At 33.4% G+C, this 22,451-nt stretch carries 18 protein-coding genes and 1 pseudogene; 13 read left to right on the top strand and 6 right to left on the bottom strand.

The annotated features are described in order from the left end of the window. Positions 1 to 113 precede the first annotated feature (113 nt). The 3 genes from ACSBO6_RS03705 to ACSBO6_RS03715 all read left to right on the top strand — a co-directional run bounded on the left by ACSBO6_RS03705 (position 114) and on the right by ACSBO6_RS03715 (position 3,482). Positions 114 to 1,790: a glycoside hydrolase family 13 protein gene (locus ACSBO6_RS03705; RefSeq protein WP_498844175.1), complete on the top strand. Its 1,677-nt coding sequence runs from the start codon at positions 114 to 116 to the stop codon at positions 1,788 to 1,790. A 266-nt stretch (positions 1,791 to 2,056) separates the two neighbouring features. Beyond that, the gene (locus ACSBO6_RS03710) at positions 2,057 to 2,515 is read left to right on the top strand and encodes a C40 family peptidase (RefSeq protein WP_098846569.1); all 459 of its coding nucleotides are present in this window, start codon (positions 2,057 to 2,059) and stop codon (positions 2,513 to 2,515) included. Positions 2,516 to 2,729: 214 nt separating this feature from the next. Further along, positions 2,730 to 3,482, top strand: coding sequence for a prepilin peptidase (locus ACSBO6_RS03715; protein ID WP_498844647.1), 753 nt, complete (start codon positions 2,730 to 2,732; stop codon positions 3,480 to 3,482). A gap of 55 nt (positions 3,483 to 3,537) precedes the next feature. On the opposite strand, the gene ACSBO6_RS03720 is transcribed toward ACSBO6_RS03715, so the two are convergent. Next, entirely contained in the window at positions 3,538 to 4,092 is a 555-nt protein-coding gene (locus ACSBO6_RS03720) for a thioredoxin family protein (RefSeq protein WP_498844176.1), read from the bottom strand. Between the two features lie 128 nt (positions 4,093 to 4,220). Between ACSBO6_RS03720 and ACSBO6_RS03725 the strand changes: the two genes are divergently transcribed. Continuing rightward, the gene (locus ACSBO6_RS03725) at positions 4,221 to 6,617 is read left to right on the top strand and encodes a penicillin acylase family protein (RefSeq protein ID WP_498844177.1); all 2,397 of its coding nucleotides are present in this window, start codon (positions 4,221 to 4,223) and stop codon (positions 6,615 to 6,617) included. Between the two features lie 188 nt (positions 6,618 to 6,805). Continuing rightward, complete coding sequence (locus tag ACSBO6_RS03730; RefSeq protein ID WP_498844178.1) at positions 6,806 to 7,678, top strand: patatin-like phospholipase family protein; 873 nt, start codon at positions 6,806 to 6,808, stop codon at positions 7,676 to 7,678. Between the two features lie 549 nt (positions 7,679 to 8,227). On the opposite strand, the gene ACSBO6_RS03735 is transcribed toward ACSBO6_RS03730, so the two are convergent. Then, positions 8,228 to 9,529, bottom strand: coding sequence for an NCS2 family permease (locus ACSBO6_RS03735; RefSeq protein WP_498844179.1), 1,302 nt, complete (start codon positions 9,527 to 9,529; stop codon positions 8,228 to 8,230). Positions 9,530 to 9,715: 186 nt separating this feature from the next. On the opposite strand from ACSBO6_RS03735, the gene ACSBO6_RS03740 reads away from it, so the two are divergent. Then, complete coding sequence (locus ACSBO6_RS03740) at positions 9,716 to 10,585, top strand: SDR family oxidoreductase (protein ID WP_098846562.1); 870 nt, start codon at positions 9,716 to 9,718, stop codon at positions 10,583 to 10,585. A gap of 50 nt (positions 10,586 to 10,635) precedes the next feature. Here ACSBO6_RS03740 and ACSBO6_RS03745 read toward each other — a convergent pair whose 3' ends face one another. Beyond that, the gene (locus tag ACSBO6_RS03745; protein WP_056471273.1) at positions 10,636 to 10,848 is read right to left on the bottom strand and encodes a DUF1540 domain-containing protein; all 213 of its coding nucleotides are present in this window, start codon (positions 10,846 to 10,848) and stop codon (positions 10,636 to 10,638) included. Between the two features lie 171 nt (positions 10,849 to 11,019). Here ACSBO6_RS03745 and ACSBO6_RS03750 point away from each other — a divergent pair, with 171 nt between their 5' ends. Then, a complete protein-coding gene (locus ACSBO6_RS03750; protein WP_498844180.1) occupies positions 11,020 to 12,744 on the top strand; it encodes a phospho-sugar mutase in 1,725 nt (574 codons plus the stop codon). A 40-nt stretch (positions 12,745 to 12,784) separates the two neighbouring features. Here the strand turns inward: ACSBO6_RS03750 and ACSBO6_RS03755 are convergent, their stop codons facing one another. Then, positions 12,785 to 13,042, bottom strand: coding sequence for a YhdB family protein (locus tag ACSBO6_RS03755; RefSeq protein WP_098846560.1), 258 nt, complete (start codon positions 13,040 to 13,042; stop codon positions 12,785 to 12,787). Between the two features lie 488 nt (positions 13,043 to 13,530). Between ACSBO6_RS03755 and ACSBO6_RS03760 the strand changes: the two genes are divergently transcribed. Next, a complete protein-coding gene (locus tag ACSBO6_RS03760; RefSeq protein WP_498844181.1) occupies positions 13,531 to 14,952 on the top strand; it encodes a SpoVR family protein in 1,422 nt (473 codons plus the stop codon). Between the two features lie 214 nt (positions 14,953 to 15,166). Here the strand turns inward: ACSBO6_RS03760 and ACSBO6_RS03765 are convergent, their stop codons facing one another. Then, entirely contained in the window at positions 15,167 to 15,958 is a 792-nt protein-coding gene (locus tag ACSBO6_RS03765; RefSeq protein ID WP_098846558.1) for a TrmB family transcriptional regulator, read from the bottom strand. Between the two features lie 380 nt (positions 15,959 to 16,338). Here ACSBO6_RS03765 and ACSBO6_RS03770 point away from each other — a divergent pair, with 380 nt between their 5' ends. The 5 genes and pseudogenes from ACSBO6_RS03770 to ACSBO6_RS03790 all read left to right on the top strand — a co-directional run bounded on the left by ACSBO6_RS03770 (position 16,339) and on the right by ACSBO6_RS03790 (position 20,753). Continuing rightward, positions 16,339 to 17,175, top strand: coding sequence for an alpha/beta hydrolase family protein (locus ACSBO6_RS03770; RefSeq protein ID WP_498844182.1), 837 nt, complete (start codon positions 16,339 to 16,341; stop codon positions 17,173 to 17,175). A 39-nt stretch (positions 17,176 to 17,214) separates the two neighbouring features. Beyond that, positions 17,215 to 18,540 carry an MFS transporter gene (locus ACSBO6_RS03775; protein WP_498844183.1) on the top strand — a complete coding sequence of 442 codons (1,326 nt, stop codon included), beginning with the start codon at positions 17,215 to 17,217 and terminating at the stop codon, positions 18,538 to 18,540. A gap of 50 nt (positions 18,541 to 18,590) precedes the next feature. Next, on the top strand, positions 18,591 to 19,556 hold the full coding sequence (locus ACSBO6_RS03780) for an MBL fold metallo-hydrolase (RefSeq protein WP_498844184.1): 966 nt from the start codon (positions 18,591 to 18,593) through the stop codon (positions 19,554 to 19,556). A gap of 65 nt (positions 19,557 to 19,621) precedes the next feature. After that, a pseudogene (locus ACSBO6_RS03785) lies at positions 19,622 to 20,229 on the top strand (SpoVR family protein); the annotation flags it as partial. A gap of 203 nt (positions 20,230 to 20,432) precedes the next feature. Next, a complete protein-coding gene (locus tag ACSBO6_RS03790) occupies positions 20,433 to 20,753 on the top strand; it encodes a hypothetical protein (RefSeq protein ID WP_498844185.1) in 321 nt (106 codons plus the stop codon). 427 nt (positions 20,754 to 21,180) lie between these two features. Here the strand turns inward: ACSBO6_RS03790 and ACSBO6_RS03795 are convergent, their stop codons facing one another. Next, the gene (locus ACSBO6_RS03795; protein ID WP_498844186.1) at positions 21,181 to 22,320 is read right to left on the bottom strand and encodes a D-alanyl-D-alanine carboxypeptidase family protein; all 1,140 of its coding nucleotides are present in this window, start codon (positions 22,318 to 22,320) and stop codon (positions 21,181 to 21,183) included. Positions 22,321 to 22,451: the final 131 nt, after the last annotated feature.

The following is a 22,451-nucleotide window of genomic DNA, read 5'->3' on the forward strand; positions in this document are numbered from 1 at the left end:
GTTAAGATAATAATGTGCAAACGGTTGCAATGAAATTGTACTTATTTTTATTTGAAGTCTACTTAAAACAGTTAATATTGTAAACGCTTTTATGAATTTGGAGGAGAGAGAATATGACAAAACAAAGTTGGTGGAAGGAAGCGGTTGCTTACCAAATTTATCCACGTAGCTTTATGGATTCAAATGGTGATGGAATTGGTGACTTAAGAGGTGTGATTTCAAAATTAGATTATTTAAAGGAACTTGGTATAGATGTTATTTGGATTTGTCCATTTTACAAATCACCAAATGATGATAATGGGTACGATATCTCAGATTATCAGGACATTATGGATGAGTTTGGCACAATGGCTGATTTTGATGAGCTATTAGAAAATGTACATGAAAGAGGAATGAAATTAATTTTAGATTTAGTAGTCAATCATACAAGTGATGAGCATCCTTGGTTTTTAGAATCTAAAAAATCTAAAGATAATCCTTATAGAGACTACTATATTTGGCGAGAAGGAAAAAAAACAGGATATGAGCCAAATAACTGGGAAAGTATTTTTGGTGGATCTGCATGGGAATATGATGAAGCAACAGATGAATATTTCTTACACTTATTCTCAAGAAAACAGCCAGATCTAAATTGGGAGAACAAAGAAGTAAGACAAAAAATATATGACATGATTAATTGGTGGTTAGATAAAGGAATCGACGGTTTCCGAGTAGACGCGATCAGTCATATAAGAAAACGACCAGGTTTTCCTGATATGCCAAATCCAAAGAAAGAAAAATATGTATCAAGTTTTGATATGCACATGAATCAAGAAGGGATTCACAAATATCTGGATGAACTAAAACGTGAAACATTTGATAAATATGATATCATGACAGTCGGTGAAGCAAATGGCGTCACAACGAAAGATGCACATTTGTGGGTTGGAGAAAAAGAAGGTAAGTTCAATATGATTTTCCAATTCGAAAGTTTGGATCTTTGGAAGAAAACCGATGAATCTGAAACTTCGATCGCCGATTTAAAAGAAGTACTTACGAAATGGCAAACTGGTTTAGAAGGATATGGATGGAATGCATTATTTATAGAAAACCATGATATACCTAGAGCAGTCAGTACATTAGGAAATGATGATGAAGCATTTTGGAAAATTTCAGCAAAAGCTATCGGAGTAATGTATTTCTTTATGCAAGGTACACCATTCATTTACCAAGGGCAAGAAATTGGCATGACAAATGTTCATTACACATCAATCAACGATTATAATGATGTAAGTGCAAAAAATATGTATAATTCAATGATTGAAAATGGTTCGACTGAACAAGATGTTCTAGATATTTTATGGAAAACTGGCCGTGATAATTCTCGTACACCTATGCAATGGAACAGTACAAAGAATGCTGGATTTTCAACAGGTAAACCTTGGCTGAAAACGAATGATAACTTTAATGAAATAAATGTTGAAATCCAAGAAAAAGATACAGATTCAATTTTATCATTCTATAAAAAGATGATTATATTACGTAAAGAAAATAAGGCATTAGTTTACGCGCCATATGAATATCTAGACGTGAAAAATGAACCTGTTTATGCATACACTCGAAATGGTGAAAAAGAAACATTCTTAGTCATTACTAATTTATCTTCAGAGAAACAAAAATTTATTTTACCGAAAGAACTTACGAAAAAGAATGCACAATTAAGTTTAACTAACATTGAATGTACAGATCATCAATTAGTTGAAAACATGGAATTTAAACCTTTTGAAGCTAGGGTTTATCGCTTAACTTAATATAGTTGTATGGTATTAACTAAACAGACTGTCAAATGACAGTCTGTTTTCTTTTGTTTAGGATGCTCGCTTTCTAAGGGACATATCTGTTTTCATTTCCCTAAAAAATGGCTGTCGAATGATAGTCATTTTTTAATGCATCTATTTGCAAAAATCTACAAGGTTTTATAGTATTACAAACACTTCGACAATTTGTAACACTTTTGTAATGGCTTTCAAAATTGTATTTTGTTAGACTTACAATATCAATGAAGGGGGAGAAAGAGATGAAAAAGCAAGTCCTTATAGCTTTCGTATGCTTACTGAGCATGGTATTTTTTACGACTAAATCACAAGCAGCATCTACATATAACCCATACTCAAAGAAAAATCAAGTTACAAAAATCGCTAAACAATATACTGGAGTACCATATCGTTTTGGTGGTACAACTACTAAAGGTTTTGACTGTTCAGGTTATGTAGGCTTTGTATACAAAAAAGTAGGTACTAAATTACCTCGAACTGCTTCGTCTATGTATACTGTCAGCTCGATTGTTAAAAAACCTGTTCCTGGAGATTTAGTTTTCTTCAAAAATACATACAAAAAAGGTATCAGCCATGTAGGAATTTTCATGGGTAATAATAAATTTATCTCAGCGACTTCAAGTAAGGGAGTAGCTGTTGTGAGTCTTTCTAATTCATATTGGAAGCCGAAATTCGCAGGCTCTGGTAGTGTCATTAAATAAACATAATCATAAATGCAATTTACTTTCTTAAGAATGGTAGATTGCATTTTTTTTGCACTTTAAGAACGTATAAATTAGTAGGGGGATGAGTGTTGCAAATAGGCCACCATCACCGCCAATCGTTAAGTTTTCATAAAATATTCTTTTTTAATAAATAAGTAGATTATATTCCAATGATATAATGACCCTTAACTAAACTAAGGGGCTGGTAATCATCGCATTAGTCTACTTTACTTTTTTTGTATTAGGTCTAGTATTTGGTTCTTTTTTTAATGTTGTTGGGTTAAGAGTACCAATCAGGAAATCGATTATTTCACCGAGATCCTCTTGTTCTAATTGTGGACATAAATTGAGTCCCATCGAATTAATACCAGTATTTTCTTTTTTACTCCAAAGAGGGAAATGTCGAAGTTGCGGGATTCTAATTTCCAAACAATATGTATTCATTGAAATACTAACAGGTATACTATTTGTTTTATCCATCTATGAAGCTGGTTTTCATAAAGATTTAATGATTACGATTTCGATCATATCTTTATTAATCATTATTGTTGTTACGGATGTTAACTATATGATAATTCCTAATCGTATTCTACTATTCTTTTTATTCATTTTTAGTATTGAGCGAATCTTAATTCCATTAGATCCTTGGTGGAGCAGTATAGTAGGGGCGATCGGAGCATTCGCGGTTTTACTTTTAATTAATGTGATTACTAGAGGTGGTATGGGAGGAGGAGACATAAAGTTATTTAGTGTGCTAGGAATCATTTTAGGTTGGGAACTTACTTTTATTACATTTATGCTTGCATGTTTTTCAGGTAGTATTTACGGGTTAGTTGTCATATTGTCTGGAAAATTAAAGCGGCAAAATCCAATTCCTTTTGGTCCATTCATCGCGATTGGTGGATTAGTTAGTTCTTTTTATTCTGAAAATCTATTAGAACTCTACGATATTATTTTTCGTTAAGCAATAAAAAGGCTATTTAATTGAAAGTTCTTCAACTAAATAACCATTGTTATTCTTATGAGAATAATTTCTCTTCTACACTTTTAATAACTGAATTCCAGTATTTTTTGTCCTCAACGAAGTTTGTTCGAATCGCTTTAAAGACAGCAGTTTGTTTTTCTTGGAAGTTTGGATCATCTTTATCTGGAAGTTCTTTTTTCATTTCAACTACAATTTCTTCAATCTCCGCAGAACGTGGTCCCCATACGTTTACTTCATCCCCTTTTTCATCCATGAAAACAAAAATCGGAATAGAACGAGATTTACCATTTGTTAAATATTGATCCATTAATTCTAGGTTTTCATCTCGAATTAGGAATCTAGTATCTATATTAGCAAGTTCCATCATTTTCTGAATAACTGGTACATTCAGTAATGCATCGCCACACCAATCTGCAGTTAAAGTTACTACCTTCCAATGACGATTCTTTAATTGTTCAAGTTTTGCTTTTGTACTCTCAGGAATCGTAACTTCATTATAAATTTTTAGAAGTTCTTCTTTATTTACATTCATTGCTTCTACATATTCTTGAAAACTAATGCCTTTTTCGAACCAAGAATTTAATGACATGTCCATTCACTCCTTTAATGTTGATAAATAGTATTATACCCCATTCGCCATAAGAAGGAATGCAATAAGACTTGCAGAATTAATATACAGTATATGTTTTATATGCAGTTTAAGCAGGAGGGAAAAAAATGAGTGCGCAAATTGAGATTTCAAAAAATCGGAAGCGCTTTCCAAAGTGGATTAAAGTTACATCAACGATTCTAATTGTTATTGTCTTAATCGTTGCGGGAACCGGCCTGTACTTAACAAAAAAATCATTACCAAGCATTAAAGGAAATTTAAGGATTAGTGGATTAAGCCATAAAGTAGAAGTAGTAAGGGATGAAAAAGGAGTACCTCATATTAGTGCGAAAAATTTGCATGATTTGTATGTTGCGCAAGGCTTTGTAACTGCACAAGATCGATTATTTCAAATGGATTTAAGTAGGAGACAAGCGTCCGGGCAATTAAGTGAAATAATTGGTGATGCTACAGTAGAGCGCGACTCATATTTTCGAACGCTTGGTTTAAGAAGAGCTGCTGAAGCTTCTTACAGCAAATATAATAAAAATGGACAAAATGTATTAAATTGGTATGCAGAAGGAGTAAATGCGTACATAAAATCCGCAATAAAGGAAAATAAACTACCAGTTGAATTTAAAATTTTACAATATAAACCTTCTAAATGGACGGCAATTGACTCACTAGTAATTGGTAAGTATATGGCTTTTGATTTAGGTGGTCACTGGAATGAACAAGCATTTCGTTATTACGCTATGAATAAATTTCCAAAGGATAAGGCTTTAGAGCTATTTCCAGCAAATAATGATCTAGATCCGTATATTATTCCGAGTAATACTTCAAAAATAGACGTAGAAAAAAGCTTTGCAAGTGCAATTATTCCACCTGTTTGGAATGGAAGTAATAATTGGGTTGTTAGTGGCTCTAAAACCAAGTCCGGTAAACCATTATTAGCAGATGATCCTCATTTAGGATTAGCGACACCGGCAATTTGGTATGAAACACAATTAAAATCTGGTGATATGAATGTAAGTGGTGTCATTTTTGCAGGGGTGCCGGGAATCATTGTGGGTCATAATGAACATATTGCCTGGGGAGTAACAAACGTAGGCCCGGATGTGCAAGATTTATATATTGAAAAGCGAAATCCAAATAAGCCTGACGAATTTTTATATGATGGTAAATGGGAAAAGGCACAGGTTATAAATGAAACGATCAAAATTAAAGGTAAAAAGAATAAGGTTTTACCTGTTATGATAACGAGACATGGTCCGGTTATTTCGGAATTTGCAAGTGATGCCGGTAAAGATACTGTATTCTCTTTACAATGGACAGCACTACAACCGACAACGGAGCTAGAAGCCGTTCTAAAATTTGACGTTGCAAAAGATTGGAATTCGTTTAAAGAAGGATTGGCTTTATTTGAAGCTCCTGCGCAAAATTTCGTATTTGCATCGGATGATGGAACAATTGCTTACCGAGCGAATGGAAAAATTCCAATCCGTAAAAAAGGTGATGGTCTAATACCAGTACCAGGTTGGACGAGTGAATACGGTTGGAAAGGATTTATTCCATACGATGAACTACCAACGAGCGTTAATCCAAAGGAAGGATTCATTTCATCTGCAAATAATAAAGTAGTTGATGAAACATATCCATACCACATTTCAAACTCATGGGCACAACCTTACCGTCAATTACGCATTCAGGAAGTATTAAAAACGAATGATAAATTGACTGTTAAAGATATGCAAAAGCTACAAATGGACGAAATGAACTTACAGGCGAAGGAGCATGCACCGAAGTTTATAAAGTCAATAAAACAAAATAAAAACCAATTATCAACTGTTGAAAAAACAGCTTTAAAGGAACTTGAAAAATGGAATTTTATAGATGATAAAGATGAAGCTTCTCCTCTTATATTCCAAATGTGGATGGCTCAAATAAATAAGGCATTATTCATTCAACAAATCTCTAGTGATATGATGGATTTATTTGGAGACCGCAAAGTCGTAGTCGATCAAATGCTACGTGACAGCTTTAACGGGAAGAAAGTGATCTGGGTAGATGAACAAGGGGGAATTGATAAACTATTATTAAAAACCTTCAAAACAACCATTAAAAAAATTAGCAAAACAGACGGTGACAATGCAGCAAAATGGAAATGGGGTGATCACCATAAAGTTGCTTTCGAACACCCATTATCCAGTATTAAAATCTTAAGCTATTTCTTTAATGCAAGAGATCCAATCCCAGTAGGAGGTAGTTCAACTACAGTTAAAGCAGCAGGATATGATGCCAATGGGATCGTAGACCATGGTGCATCATGGAGAACTGTCGTAGACTTTGCAGATTTAAGTAAATCAGTAAACGTAGTCGGTCCAGGACAATCTGGAAGCCTCGGAAGCAAATGGTATAGTGACCAAATGGAAGATTGGGCAAATGGAACATATCATACTACTTCTTTGAAAAGTGTTGAAGGTGTAAAACAAATATTGGAACCTGGAAAAGCAAAGAAGAAGTAGAAAAGCAAGAAGCATGAGACAGACCTATAGAAGAAGGTCTGTTTTCTTTGGTTAGCGGAGTGATTTTTATAGCGGTTTTTAAACACCATTTTTTGCACGCAATCCTAATTTCTTCCTTTTCGTCATCTCTTATAATAAAATATTTAAATAGATTTTCCTAAACTAATTGAAAAAGGGGGGCTGTGAAAATGGATGGAATGGGTTTAGTTCTCGAAGGTGGAGGAATGAGAGGGATTTATACTGCCGGTGTTCTTGATTATTTCTTGGAACAAAATATAGAAATTCCTTATGTAATAGGAGTTTCTGCGGGTGCTTGTATGGGAACTTCTTATCTATCAAAACAACATGGTCGTAATAAGCGAGTAAATACGGAATTTTTACAGCATCCAGAGTATATATCTTTTAAAAATTTAATTCGCAATAAGCAACTTTTTGGTATGGACTTATTATTTGATATTATTCCTAATGAGTTAGATCCCTTTGATTTTGAATCTTTTTATAAAGCTGAGCAAAAGTTTGTAGTTGGTACGACTGATTGTATTACAGGGGAACCTGTTTATTTTGATAAAGATCAAATTGTAGAATCAACAGATATGTTAAATATAATACGGGCATCTAGTTCGTTACCATTAATGGCTCCAATCATTCAGTTTAATGATCATTTCTTAATGGATGGTGGCATTGCAGATCCGATTCCAATCGGTAAATCTGAAGCCGATGGTAATCGTAAAAATATAGTTGTTTTAACGAGAAATGCTGGTTATCGTAAAAAACCTTCAAAAGGAACTTGGTATTTGCAAAAAAAGTATAAAAATTATCCTGGACTTGTTCAGGCCGTACTAAAAAGATATGAAGTTTATAATAAACAGTTAGAATATATTGAGGAGCAAGAAAAATTAGGAAATATATTTGTCATTCGTCCTATTCAAAAGTTAAAAGTTAGCCGAATCGAACGAAATAAAGCGCGTTTATTAGAGCTTTATAAAGAAGGTTATGAAGATGCTAAGCGACTTCGTGAGCAAATTTTAGGTTTTATATCGTATGAAAAAACGACCTGTTAAATCAGGTCGTTTAAGTGTATAGAAAATTAAACTATTTTTTACTAATTCAAAAACGTTCGTCATTCTAAGTACGGGGGCTAAACAACTAAGAAAGGGAACGTTTGCATCAGTTTGATCAACCTGTTAAATTCAGGTTGTTTTTTTATGGGGGAGGGAGAAAATAGATTAATCCTTATTATTTTTATTGTTATTATTCATCATGTTTTTCATCATCATTTCAAACATTACCATATCGACACCTAAACATGGATTCATACATCCACAGTTACTTTTTCTTCTATGACAACAACATCTGCAATTGCAGTGACAATCATGAATATGACAATCACAACGATCTCGATGGCAATCATCACAATCACATTTTCGTCTACAATTACTTGAGTTCATGTTGACTTGATCTTGGTTGTTCCACATCGTAGAACACCTCCTTGTATAATCTACATAACAAAGTATGCATAGATGTCCCATCAAGGAAAGGCTAGTACCTAAATAAAAAATAAAAAAGCACATTAATCTTTTTAAGGATTATGTGCTTTAAGAAAATTATTATTAATGTGGGAAGAAAATCAATTGGATTAGGAATAAAACGCCAAATAGATAAATAACTGGTTTAACAGTTTTTGCTTTCCCTTTAACGATTTTTAATAATGGGTAGGAAATAAACCCAAGTGCAATCCCTGTAGCAATACTTGATGTAAGTGGCATTGTGATAATAACTAGAAATGCAGGGAATGCTTCTTCAAAGTGATCCCACTCAATATGACGAACACTACCCATCATTAAACAACCTACTACGATTAAAGATGGAGATGTAATTGCTGCTACACCAGAAAGTGAATTAACAAGTGGGCTAAAGAATGCTGCAAAAACAAATAGTAATGCAACAACAAGTGCCGTTAAACCTGTTCTACCCCCAGCTGCAACACCTGCAGAAGATTCGATATAAGCTGATGTAGGAGAAGTACCAAACATAGCTCCAATTGTCGTACCGAATGAATCTGAAAGCATCGCACGACCTGTACGTTTTTCATCTTTCTTATTTAATAAACCAGCCTGAGAAGCTACACCTAAGAAAGTACCTGTCGTATCAAAAATTGTCACTAATAAGAATGAAAAGACAACCGAATATAGTCCATAATGAATGACATCTGAAGCTGCTGTTATTGGATTAGCAACAATGATCTGTTCAGGCAATTTTGGGAAAGAAAAAATACTTCCTTTAATATGCAATTTTCCAGCAAAACCAGCAATGATTGCTGTTGAGGCCATTCCGAAGAATAGAGCTCCATTTACATTTAATGCAAATAAGATAACCGTAATTGCAATTCCGACTAGAGTAAGAACTACTTCAGGAGAATGAAGATCACCTAATCCAACTAGATTACTTTTATTCGCAACGATAATACCTGAAAGACGTAAACCTATAAAAGCGATAAATAAACCAATTCCAACACTAATGGCATGTTTTAATGTATTTGGAATTGCATCAATTAAATGCGTTCTAAATTTCGTTAAAGATAGAATGATGAATAGGATACCTGTAATAAATACAGCTGAGAAAGCTAATTGATAGGAAATACCATGTGCCTTTGAAACAACTGAATAGGCAAAGTATGCATTCATTCCCATTCCGGGAGCAATTGCAATTGGGTAGTTTCCGAACAATGCCATACATAGTGTCCCGACTAAAGTCGCTATGATTGTTGCAGTAAATGCTTGGTCAAATGGAACGCCAGCCCCGGATAATATGATAGGATTAACAATTATTATGTAAGCCATTGTTAAAAAAGTAGTAAAGCCAGCTATAATTTCTGTTTTTATCGAAGTGTTAGCTTCTTTTAATTTAAACATAAACGTTCTCCTTGTTAAAAAATACGAATGATTAACTCAACAGTTATTAATAATATTCGTTTTATTGTGAAAGTGCAATAGTTTTTTAGAATTTTACATCTTTTAACAAATTCACTTCTGTTTAGTATTCCTTAAAGTATAGTTTGGGTATGCTAAATCTGAATTATTTATAAGGAGGATGTAGAAATGAATAATCAGAAACAGTTTCCGACTAAATTTATTCCGCAACATCAAAATAAGCAACCAGGTATCGAAAAAGAAATGACTCCAATACCGATATCAGATGATCCTAACTACAAACCAAGTGGTAAATTAAAGGATAAAGTAGCCATTATTACTGGAGGAGATAGTGGGATTGGAAGAGCTGTTTCCATCCTTTTTGCAAAAGAAGGGGCATCAGTTTTTATTCCGTATTTGGATGAGGATGTTGATGCACAAGATACAAAGAAATATATAAATGATTTCGGTGGAAATTGTGAAATAATGAGATGTGACATTCGAACAGAGGAAGTTTGTAAACAAATCGTTCAAAATGCAATTCAAACCTTTGGCAAAATTAATATTTTAGTGAACAATGCTGCTGTTCAATATCCACAAAAGAATTTGGAAGACATTACTGAAGAACAATTAAAAAGAACATTTGAAACGAATATTTTTTCAATGTTCTATTTATCAAAAGCTTGCCTTCCACATTTGAAGCAAGGAGACTCTATTATAAATACTGCGTCAATAACTGCATATAAAGGACATGATCAATTATTGGATTACTCAGCAACGAAAGGAGCGATTGTCACATTTACTCGTTCGCTTTCTACAAATCTTGCTCAAAAAGGAATTCGTGTTAATGGTGTAGCTCCCGGGCCAATTTGGACACCATTAATCCCAGCAAGTTTTGACGAACAAGAAGTTGCGAAGTTTGGCAGTACAACTCCAATGAAACGGGCTGGACAACCAGTAGAGCTTGCACCAGCATATCTTTATCTAGCTAGCAATGAAGCTTCCTATATTACAGGACAAATAATTCATGTTAATGGTGGAGTAATTGTGAACGGATAAACTAATAAAATGGTGCCATATATCCAAAAATTGAATATGGCACCATTTCATTAATACTTAGGTCGAAACGTGTGACAGCAAGTTTCACCACTATGTACAGCAGAAGTAGTTATTTCACCGTCTAAAACGGCATTTTGAATCGTTAAATCAAAGTCATTTGAGTATTCATATGCTTCAGTTTGAACAAGAATTGAGTCTGCTTGGCAAAAGTTTCCTTGCCCCCAAAAATTACAATTTGCAACACTACATCTAATTTCTGGCATGAACTCGCCCTCCTTTTGTTTTATTTTCTACATACTTTTCAATCTCATTCAGATTAAACATGGTACATGATAGAAATTTTTCTGAGAATATTGTAAACTTTTATCAAGAAAGAAGGAGTTAGGAAGATTTTTATCGAAATATATTCAGATTAAGTATAGGAGGAGAACAATATGAATTGGAAAACAACTTATGAAAAATGGATTCAATCACCGACATTAGATCAAGAACTTAAAGAACAATTAATTAAACTTGAGAATAATCAGCTTATACTTAAGGAAAGTTTCTATCAAAATTTAGAATTTGGAACTGGTGGTATGCGCGGGGAAATCGGACCTGGAACGAATCGTATGAACATCTATACTATTCGTAAAGCCTCTGCTGGTTTTGCAAAATATATTGAAAGCTTTGGAGAAGAAGCAAAAAACCGTGGAGTTGCAATTGCTTTCGATTCTCGTCATAAAAGTCCTGAGTTTGCAATGGAAGCAGCAAAAACACTTGCGACACATGGTATTAAAGCGTATGTATTTAATGAATTACGTCCTACACCAGAATTATCATTTGCAGTACGTGAGTTAAACTGCTTCGGTGGTATTGTCATTACGGCAAGTCATAATCCACCTGAATATAACGGATTTAAAGTTTATGGTGATGACGGTGGTCAATTACCTCCAGCTGCTGCTGATCAAGTAATTGAATACGTTAATTCGTTTGAAAATGAGTTAGAAATTGAAGTATCTTCTGAAAAAGAATTGGTTGAAAAAGGATTAATACATAGATTAGATGAAAAAATGGACAAATTATATGTTGAGCAACTAAAAACAGTGGTTGTTAACAACGAATTAGTTCAAAAACATGGTAAGGATTTAAAAATTGTCTTTACACCTTTACATGGTACAGCATTAGTACCTGCAACAATGTCATTAAAAGCAGTTGGCTTTGAAAATGTAACAATTGTTGAAGAACAAGCAAAAGCAGATTCGAATTTTACAACTGTAAAATCACCGAATCCTGAAGAACACGCAGCGTTTGAATATGCTATTCGTTACGGTAAAGAGATTGATGCAGATGTATTAATTGCAACTGATCCTGATGCTGACCGTTTAGGAATCGCTACGAAAAATGAAAACGGCGAATATGTAGTCCTAACTGGAAACCAAACAGGAGCATTAATGCTGCATTATTTATTAAGTCAACAAGATGTACCTAAAAATGCACTATTACTTAAAACAATCGTTACATCAGAATTTGGACAAGTGATCGCATCAAAATTCGGTGTTAAAACAATCGATACACTTACTGGATTTAAGTTTATTGGTGAAAAAATTAAAGAATATGAACAAACGAACGAATACTCATTCTTATTTGGATATGAGGAAAGCTATGGTTATTTAATTAAACCATTTGTTCGTGATAAAGATGCAATCCAAGCAACAGTACTTGCTGCTGAAATAGCTACTTATTACAAAACAAAAGGTATGACTTTATATGAAGGACTAAATAGCTTATATGAGCAATATGGCTATTACTTAGAAGGATTAAAATCATTAACATTAAAAGGGATTGAAGGTACAGAAAAAATCCAATCGATTTTAACAAATTACCGTCAAAACCCTCCTGTTGATATAAATGGCCTAAAAGTTGTTACGGTTGAGGATTATAAACTTCAAGAGAAAACAACGTTAGAAACAGGAGAAAAAGAACAAATTCTTCTACCGAAATCAAATGTATTAAAGTATCAACTTGAAGACGGATCATGGGTATGCTTACGTCCATCTGGAACTGAACCAAAAATCAAGTTTTACTTTGGAATTGTTGGACAATCTCGTCAAGATAGCATCCAAAAATTGGATCGTTTACAACAAGCATTTATGGAAAAAATTGAAGTATTAGTCTAAAAAAGAGCGACTATTTAGTCGCTCTTTTCATTTATTTTAGTTAAACCTCTAATGATGAAATAAAAGATTGTTCCTCGACGCTTTCTTCCCTAGTGGCATGCTCAATATGTTGGAACATACCTTTAAGTTTTTCATCGATGATCGCTAAGTCCCTCTCGTATTTAAAGGCATGTAGAAAATGTTCGATACGTTTTGAAAAAAGCTCATCTTTCGTATTTACCATTAACACGAGAAGCTTATCCCATTGACAACAATAAGTGTAATACAATGCTAAATCATAATCGGATTGTACTTGCATTGTGAACCTCCTTTTTAGAGGGTACACATAGTTTATGGCGAAAAAAATTAATTAGCCATGAGAGAATTTAACAAAAGGTTACGGTAGAGGTTAGGTAAAAAAAGGATGGTTAAGTACAGAAACGATAGGGTAAAAAGAAAGTAAGATTACAGATAAAATTTTTTTCAAGACTTAAGAATAATTTTATAAGAAACAGGGATAATATGATTAAAATCATAAGAAGCAATACTAGGGAAACTATGTACTCCAAACTGAATTATGATTTTGCTTATTCAAAAATAAAGAAATAAATAGAATAAAGTTATATCGAACGAGTTGAAAAAATAAAATAAACTAACGTATGAATTTTTTTCATACGTTTATTTGCGTTTAAGATTTCAAAAAAATCCGAATTGGGCATATGAATATAGTATAGAAGTGAGTATTTTTACATTAATTCAATTTTCAGTTCATAGAATAATATAAGAAGAGGACAGGAGGAGAGTGTGATGAAGGCGAGTGATTATAGAGCGTTAGAATATGCTATTGACGAAATAACAGAGATTGCGAGAGGATTTGGGCTAGACTTTTACCCAATGCGCTATGAAATCTGTCCTGCAGATATCATTTATACATTTGGCGCATACGGTATGCCTACAAGATTCTCCCACTGGAGCTTTGGAAAACAATTTTATAAAATGAAGCTTCATTATGATTTAGGGTTAAGCAAAATTTATGAATTGGTAATCAACTCTGATCCATGTTATGCGTTTTTATTAGATACAAACTCTCTCGTTCAAAATAAATTAATCGTTGCACACGTTTTAGCTCATTGTGACTTCTTTAAAAATAATATTCGTTTCTCAAACACGAAAAGAGATATGGTTGAAAGTATGGCAGCTACTGCTGAACGAATAAAACACTATGAACATATATACGGAAAACAAGAAGTAGAAAATTTCCTAGATGCAGTACTCTCAATTCAAGAGCATATTGACCCATCATTAATGCGGCCAAAACTGGCTTATGATTTAGAAACTGATTTCCCAATAAAAGAGAAAAAAAGAGTTACACCTTACGATGACTTATGGAATATGGATCAAAGTAAAGAAAAGAAAAATGACGCCAACCTGATCCCAATTAAACGAAAACAATTCCCACCTCAACCCGAAAAAGATATCCTATTATTTATCGAAGAATACTCAAGAGAACTAGAAGAATGGCAACGTGATATCCTGACTATGTTACGAGAGGAAATGCTTTACTTCTGGCCACAACTTGAAACGAAAATTATGAATGAAGGCTGGGCAAGTTATTGGCATATAAGAATTATGCGCGAACTAAATCTCGATTCAAATGAAGCAATCGAATACGCAAAGCTTAATGCAGGAGTAGTTCAGCCATCAAAAACAAGTATAAATCCATACTACTTAGGACTAAGAATGTTTGAAGATATCGAAGAGCGATATAATAACCCAAGCAAAGTGATGAGAGAATTAGGAGTTAAACCAGGCAGCGGTAGAGAAAAAATGTTTGAAGTACGAGAGTTAGAGTCTGATAGTTCATTTATACGAAACTACTTAACGAAGGATCTTGTCATGCGTGAAGATATGTATTTATTCCAGCGACAAGGTAAGGAATATAAAGTTACTGATAAGGCATGGGAAAATGTACGAGATCAACTTGTAGTTAGTCGAGTAAATGGTGGATTCCCTTATATTGTAGTTCAAGAAGGGGATTATTTAAAAAATGGGGAGCTTTATTTGAAGCATTCCTATGAACATATGGAACTTGATGTGAAGTATGTTGAAAAGGTTATGCCGTATATTCATCAGTTGTGGGGTAGAGGGGTTCATTTAGAGACGAATATTGAGAATAAGTCTGTTTTGTTTAGTTATGATGGGAAGAATATTCATCGGAAGTATATTTAATACCATCTCTTTAGAGGTGGTATTTTTTCACCAAATACAAAGCTGAAGTCATGCTTGATTTGTATGTAGTGCCTCCATAAAACGTTCAGCACTTTTAGAAAGTTGGCGATCCTTTGCCAGATAAATGTAGGGTCCGATTGGATGGGAAAAAAGAAAAGGTTGCGGAAGCAACCTTTTCTTTTTGATTGTTTAATTAAAGGATAGGACATAAAACTTAGATATTCCAGCCTTTTTCAAAAGCATAAAATTCTAGTATTTTTTTGTATTTTTCACCATATTTCTCTACAAGTTCTGTCTGAAAATCTTTTTCAATATGTTGCATGATTAGATCATGGTAAAAAGCAGTTTTTAACATTCCAACTACTGATGGATGGTCAGTCTCTAAGGCAGTGAGTCTTGTTGAATTTCCAAATCCACCGATTAAAGCTTTTTTTGAATCGCATAAGATGGAAAAATTTCTTAAATTAGAAATGCTCCAATCGTCACTTCGAATATGGACAAAAATGTTCTTAAGCGATGTTTGACATTCTCCAATTGTAATAAGTATCACGTTGACACCTCTATTTTCAGCATCAAGTAGGTCTTCTTCAACCCAATGTAAATCCTCTGACCATATGTCTATTACAATGAAATCTTTTGCGTTGGCAATTATTCGACGAATAGTTGTACTAAGTTGCTTATCTCCTTGCCAATTATAAAAAGAAGGTGCAATTATAGGGGGAGACTTTAGTTGGTTTACTAATACTTTTGTTACTTGTTCAAATTCTGTTTGTAAATGTTTCGTTAATTGTTCTATGGGGACAGCATCGTATTTAGCTGGATCTCCTTCTATGCATCGACAAGCACCTTTGTCCGTTAATGATCTCAAAGCAGAATAAACATTAGTACGTGAAACTGACACTCTTTTAGCTACTTCATAACCCGATATTCCAGGCTCTTCATGTAATGCCAAATAGCAACGTGCTTCAAGGTCAGATAATCCTATTTTTTTTAAAAGTTCGACCATATGTACCTCCTTTTACAATTATTATATTTATCTTTTTGTTGTTAATTGTAGATGAGTATATATAAATACTACTAGATTGAACAAAATAATCAAGCTATACAGCAATTCATAATTTTTAAATTTTTAATCTGTTTATGAATGATACATGATTGAATAGATATGATTAAGTTATAGTGGTACCAAAAAATACTTCTATTTTAAAAAATAATATTGATAATATTCTGAAAAATAACTATAATAATTTAACAAGAGTAGTATCGTGTAATACTACTTATTTTGTTGAAGTGGTTTTTAATTTGTTTTACAAACTAAGAAATAGGAGGCGAGATGTAAGTTCAATAAGTTAAACATTAGTTATCCAAAAAAATGGAGGCGTTTACATGTCAGTTGATAATCGGATTGAAAAAACAAAAAAGATACGATTGACTTATGGTGAGGATCAATGGCAATATGGAGAATTACGTATCCCTGATGGACCAGGACCACATCCAGTAGTTGTTGTTATTCATGGAGGATTTTGGAAATCGATATTTGGGGCAGATTTAATGGATGCCGTTGCAGAAGACCTTACAAAATGTGGACTAGCAACTTGGAATATTGAATATAGAAGGGTAGGCAACATTGGAGGTGCATATCCTGGCACATTAAATGATGTTGCCAATGCTACAGACTTTTTAGTAACAATAGCGGAAGAATATTCTTTAGATTTAAAAAAAGTGGTTGCAATGGGTCACTCTGCTGGAGGACAGCTTGCTTTTTGGTTAGCGGGCCGTAATCGTCTACATGAAGATAGTATATTAAAAACGTCCAGTGACCCTCTATTACTTAAAGGAGTAGTCAGTTTAGGTGGCATAATTGACTTAGAACTTATGAATAACTTGATCAATTACAAACAACAAATGGTAAAAAATATGAAAATTGATAACCCAGTAACTGACTTTGTAGGTGGTACTCCAAATGAAGTACCTGAAAGATATGCTGAAGTTTCACCAGTTCAATTGCTTCCTTTAAATATTCCCCAAATATTGATTCATGGTGATTTAGATGTAAATGTTCCAGTAAAATTAAGTGCCCTATATAAAGAACTTGCCGAAAAAGCAGGTGATCAAGTTAAGATGATTACGTTTCCTAATGTAGAACACTTTGAAATTATTGATCCAGATTCAAAAGTATGGGACAGCATTGTTAATGAGGTTAGGAATTTATTGAAAGTTTAAAAAAAATAAAAGCCAATAAAGGAAGGGAAGTAAAAATATATGTCAAATGCAGTAAGGAAAGTATGGGGATATCGATACGTTATTTTGTTTATCGTTTGGCTACTATATATAATCAATTACTTTGACCGTGTGGCTGTGTTAACTTTCTTACCATTTATACAAAAAGATATGAATTTAACGCCAGTACAAGTTGGACAAATCGCTTCCGCCTTCTTTTTCGCGTATGCGGTTGGTCAAGTTACTTCTGGATTTTTAGCAGATAAATTCGGACCAAAAAAGGTCATGAATGTTGCCATAATTGTTTTTACTTTAGTAAGTGTAGTGACTGGATTTGTCAAAAATTTTACCCAGTTTATTGCTTTACGAATAGGTTTAGGGCTAGGTGAAGCACATCATTTTCCCCCTTCTGCTAAAGCAATTAGTAATTGGTTCCCATATTCAGATCGCGGTAAAGCCCTTTCAATTTTTAATACTTCCAATTATGTTGGCTTAGCACTTGTACCTATTATCTTAACTAATCTCTCTGCCTCTTTATTTGACGGTCAGTGGAGACCGGTATTTTTTACACTAGCTATTCCTGGTGTAATTGGTATTTTACTACTGTGGTTGTTCTTTAAAGATACACCAGAAGAAATGTATAAAAAAGGCAGAATAAGTAAAAGTGAATTAGATTTTATTAATCAGAATAAAGTGGCAACTCTACAAGTAACTACGAAGGAAAAAGTTAACCACAAGATTTACTTGAAAGATCGTACCTTCTATGTGATTTGCCTGATGATGTTTTGTCAGATTGGTATTCTTTGGGGATTTACAACGTGGCTTAGCACTTTTTTAGTCCAACAACACAACTTTAATATTAAGGAAATGGGGTTTGTCTCATCATTACCTCCAATAATTAGTATCATCAGTATTTTAATGGGAGGTTGGTTGATGGATAAATTTAATAAAATGAAACCAATTGCTCTGATTGCTTATATTGGATGTATTCCCGTGCTTTGGATGCTCGGATCAGTTAATAAGGGAAATACACCTATGCTATTAATTTTGCTATTGGCGTCAGGATTTTTTGTAGCATTTAACTCTGGTTCTTTAACAGCTGCACTTCAAAAAAGGTACCCTAGTGAAGTGGTCGGTAGTGTAACGGGAATAGTTAATGGTTGTGGTCAGTTGGGGGCATTTGTAACCCCGTTAGTAGCCGGTTATCTAATAACAGTTCGTACAGGTGGAAGTTTTGATTTCACTAAAGTATTTATATTTTTCTCAGTACTTGCGGCGATAGCAGCAGTTAGTGCTCTATTCCTAAAAGAAAAACCAGTTCAAACCAGTGAAATAGTTAAAAACGCTGTAAATAATCAGATTGTATGAAATAAATCTTAGTTTAACAAATGGCTAAAGTAGAGGTGAAATAGCCTATTATGCAATTAATTAATAAAGGAATTGAAAAAATGAAAGGATATGGCATTTATCAAGTAACAATTCCACTACCTTTTTGGAATGATAATGTTCATTGTTACTTAGCCTGTAGAGAAGGAAAATGGACAATAATCGATACGGCAATGAATCGCAATGAAACTCGCTTGGCCTGGGAAGCTGCGTTTAATAAATACAGTATTGAACCACTTCGAGATGTTGAGCGTATCTTGATAACCCATCATCACCCTGATCATTTTGAATATGCAAGAGAATTACAACAGCAGACTGGAGCGAATGTTTTTCTAAGTGAGAAAGAACAAGCAATCGCACAGAATAATCTAGATGTGGAATCACTTTCAAGATTTTATTTATCAGCAGGCGTGCCACAGGAACTAGTAAAGCAATTACAACCTGTGAACACATCAGCTAATAGATTTCCGAAAAACGTGTGTACCATAGAAACAAATAGGCTTTATCCAATTGGTGAGCTTCTTTTTGAAGCTATACCAATGCCTGGTCATTCGGATGGGCACATCTGTTTTTATAATAGTGAAGAACAGATTCTTCTGTCAGGAGATCATTTGACTAGAGAAACTATACCTTATATCTCATATCATGGCTACGGAAATCAAAATCCATTAAGTATCTATCTTGAGACATTAAAATCAATGCAACTAATGGGAATTTCATTAGTTCTACCAGGACATGGTCCCATTTTTATGGATGCACAAGAGCGAATTAACGAACTACTAAATCATTATGAAGATCGAATTGGTTTTGTACTCGAGCAGATTACAGGAGAGATGAGTGCATACCAAGTATCAAATACTTTATTTCCAATAGGTTCAAGTGTACTAGAAAAGTGGATTGCACTCGGAGAGACTAATGCCTATTTAAGTTATTTAGTTGCAAAAGGTGAAATACGTGAGTATAAAGATGGGCTTCAAAATAAATACGTAAGAAAGTAAATTATTTATGGATACTCTATATTTCTCTTAAATAAAGAAGAACATTTTAAGTTCTTTGAGAAAAACAAGGTTGGGCAAGTTATTGGCATATCCGTATCATGCGCGAACTAAACCTAGACTCAAACGAAGCAATCGAATACGCAAAACTAAACGCAGGTGTTGTACAGCCATCAAAAACAAGCATTAACCCGTAATATTTAGACTAAGAATGTTTGAAGATATTGAAGAGCGATATAATAATCCAAGCAAAGAAATGAGAGAGTTAGGTGTTAAACCTGGCAGCGGTCGAGAAAAAATGTTTGAAGTACGAGAGTTAGAGTCTGATAGTTCATTTATACGAAACTACTTAACAAAAGATCTTGTCATGAGTGAAGATATGTATTTATTCCAGCGACAAGGTAAGTAATATAAAGTTACGGATAAAGCGTGGGAAAATGTACGAGATCAACTTGTTGTTAGTAGGGTTAACGGTGGATTCCCTTATATTGTTGTTCAAGAAGGCGATTATTTAAAAAATGGGGAGCTTTATTTGAAGCATTCCTATGAACATATGGAACTTGATGTGAAGTATGTTGAGAAGGTAATGCCTTATATTCATCAATTGTGGGGTAGGGGAGTTCATTTAGAGACGAATATCAAGACCAAGCGTTTTTTGTTATTTTTTATGGTCTAAAAAATACACAGTAAAAGATAATTATAACATTCGTGAAGACGACTTTGATGAAGGCTTTCACAAAGAAGAAATAATATTTATAACTTAGAAGACTATAAAAGCTTTGGATAAGGGAATGTAACCATGATAGAATTTTATTAGACTATAGAACGATATTTTTACAATTTTTTGATTTAGATTTAAAGTTTAAAGGAGAAGTCTGTATGGATAATTTATTGAAAATTTTTAATCAAAAAAACTTCATATTTAAAAAAGAAACAACGAAAGCAATAGAATTTGAAAACATTCAGAGTAAAGAAGTAATTTATTTATTACCTACTGTTGAAATTACAATTGCTTTAGACCCTAAAGTAGTAGAAGGAAATGTAGAATTAGAAAACAAATCTTACGGATATACACATAGTACAGCCTTAAGTCGATTTCCAAAGAGGAAACATACTGGTAAAGACTTGATTCATTATGGATACTCCTTTAAATTTCAATCTAAAGATGAATTAAGTTCTTTCTTAAATAATTTGAATTAATAATAATCCAATAAACTTAAAATCAGTAATAGATTTACCTACACACTTTGAAATCCATTTTTCATTCAAAAAGATGAAGTATATATGAAAAGTGAAATGGCAGTGGAACTAAATTCCACTGCCATTTAAATGTTTTCTATACGATAAAAGTTGACGGTAAATACTTCCCTGTATCTTTCCAAATCCTTTAATTATAAAAACAAAAAATAACACGTAAAGAGGTCAATCTTAAATGCTTTTGTCATGAAAAATGCCTAACTTTAGCGACATAAAACAGTTCAGAATAGTTGGTGTAGAAGGGGGGAAACTTTTTTTTAGCGTAACCTACTAAAGTAGTTGTTTATGTGAAAGTTATTATATATTAAATAAATCGTTTTCCAACAGTCTAAAAAACTAATCAAATTGAACTGATTAGTTTTTTAATAAATTATTCACCTGAACCTGAATCATTTGCTGCAACTACTGGTGGAATTGGTGTAAATGTATAATTATATTCTGAAATAAGTTGTGTAGATTTGATTTTTTTTCCTTTTTGATAAACGTTTGTATAACCTACAACTTGTTTTGATAAAATACCGTTATCGTAAAGATTTTGTTCATCGAATTTATTTGGAACCACCTTTACGCTGAAATCTGATTTTGGCAATGCAGTTACCAATGTTAGGTTGGACATTGGACTAGTTTCAACTAGTTTATCTAAAACTGTGATAGTCGGTTTGAAAGTTGCACGATTAACAAACATAAGTTTTCTTACTTTCCCAAAAGCATAGGTATCTAAATTTCCAATATCTTTTACATAGTTTTCTTTTGTAGTACGGAGTAGCACATGGATTAATGTAATGTTTTTTTTACGTGTTGCTTCGATTAATGTGTTTTTTGAGGCATTTGTATACCCTGTCTTAGCAGCTAGAAAGTTTGGGTTGTTGAAGATTGGGTTTGTTTTTGTGATTGTTTTTGCTTGGCGAGAAGTTTTGACGGTCGTCTTTTTTGTGCTCATTACTTTTACTAGACTTGGGTATTTCAATGCTTGTCGTGTAATCATTGCCAAGTCGTATGCAGTTGTTTTATGTTTGCTGTTTGGCAAACCACTTGCGTTGGCAAAGTTTGAATTTTTAGCACCAAGTTGTTTTGCACGTTGATTCATTAATTTAGCAAATTCTGGTACACTTCCACTAATCCTTTCTCCAATAGCGTACGCAAGGTTGTTGTTGCTGTTGATCATTAAGATTTTTAAAGCGACATCACGTTTCATGCTTTCACCTTTTTTCAAGATGATTTCGTCATTGTTACGTGATTCTTTTACACTTTTAGCCGTCATCTTAATCCTATCTGTTGGTTTTAATTTTTCCAATAAAAGTATCGCCGTTAAAACTTTTGTTGTACTTGCGGGAAAATCTTGTACGGTACTTTTTTTAGAATAAACAACTTCCCCTGTCTCTGCTATAATCGTGACAGCTTTATCACTTTTAAGTAATGGGGGTTTCTCAGTTGCAGCATTTGCAGTTGAAAATGGTAGTATGCTCGCACTAATAAGTGTAAACATAAGTCTTTTGATAGTGTTTTTCATTTTAATCGATCTCTCCCTTTGATTAATAAACTTACTAAAGCGCTTTTTTTCATTCTGAATTAAACAAATAATTCTGAAAATTCAACTGAAAGTTTCTCAAACTAGAGCCAATGTATCGATGTGGGAATCAG

This window comes from Bacillus sp. AL-1R (assembly GCF_052180195.1).
In the GTDB taxonomy this organism is placed as follows: domain Bacteria; phylum Bacillota; class Bacilli; order Bacillales; family Bacillaceae_G; genus Gottfriedia.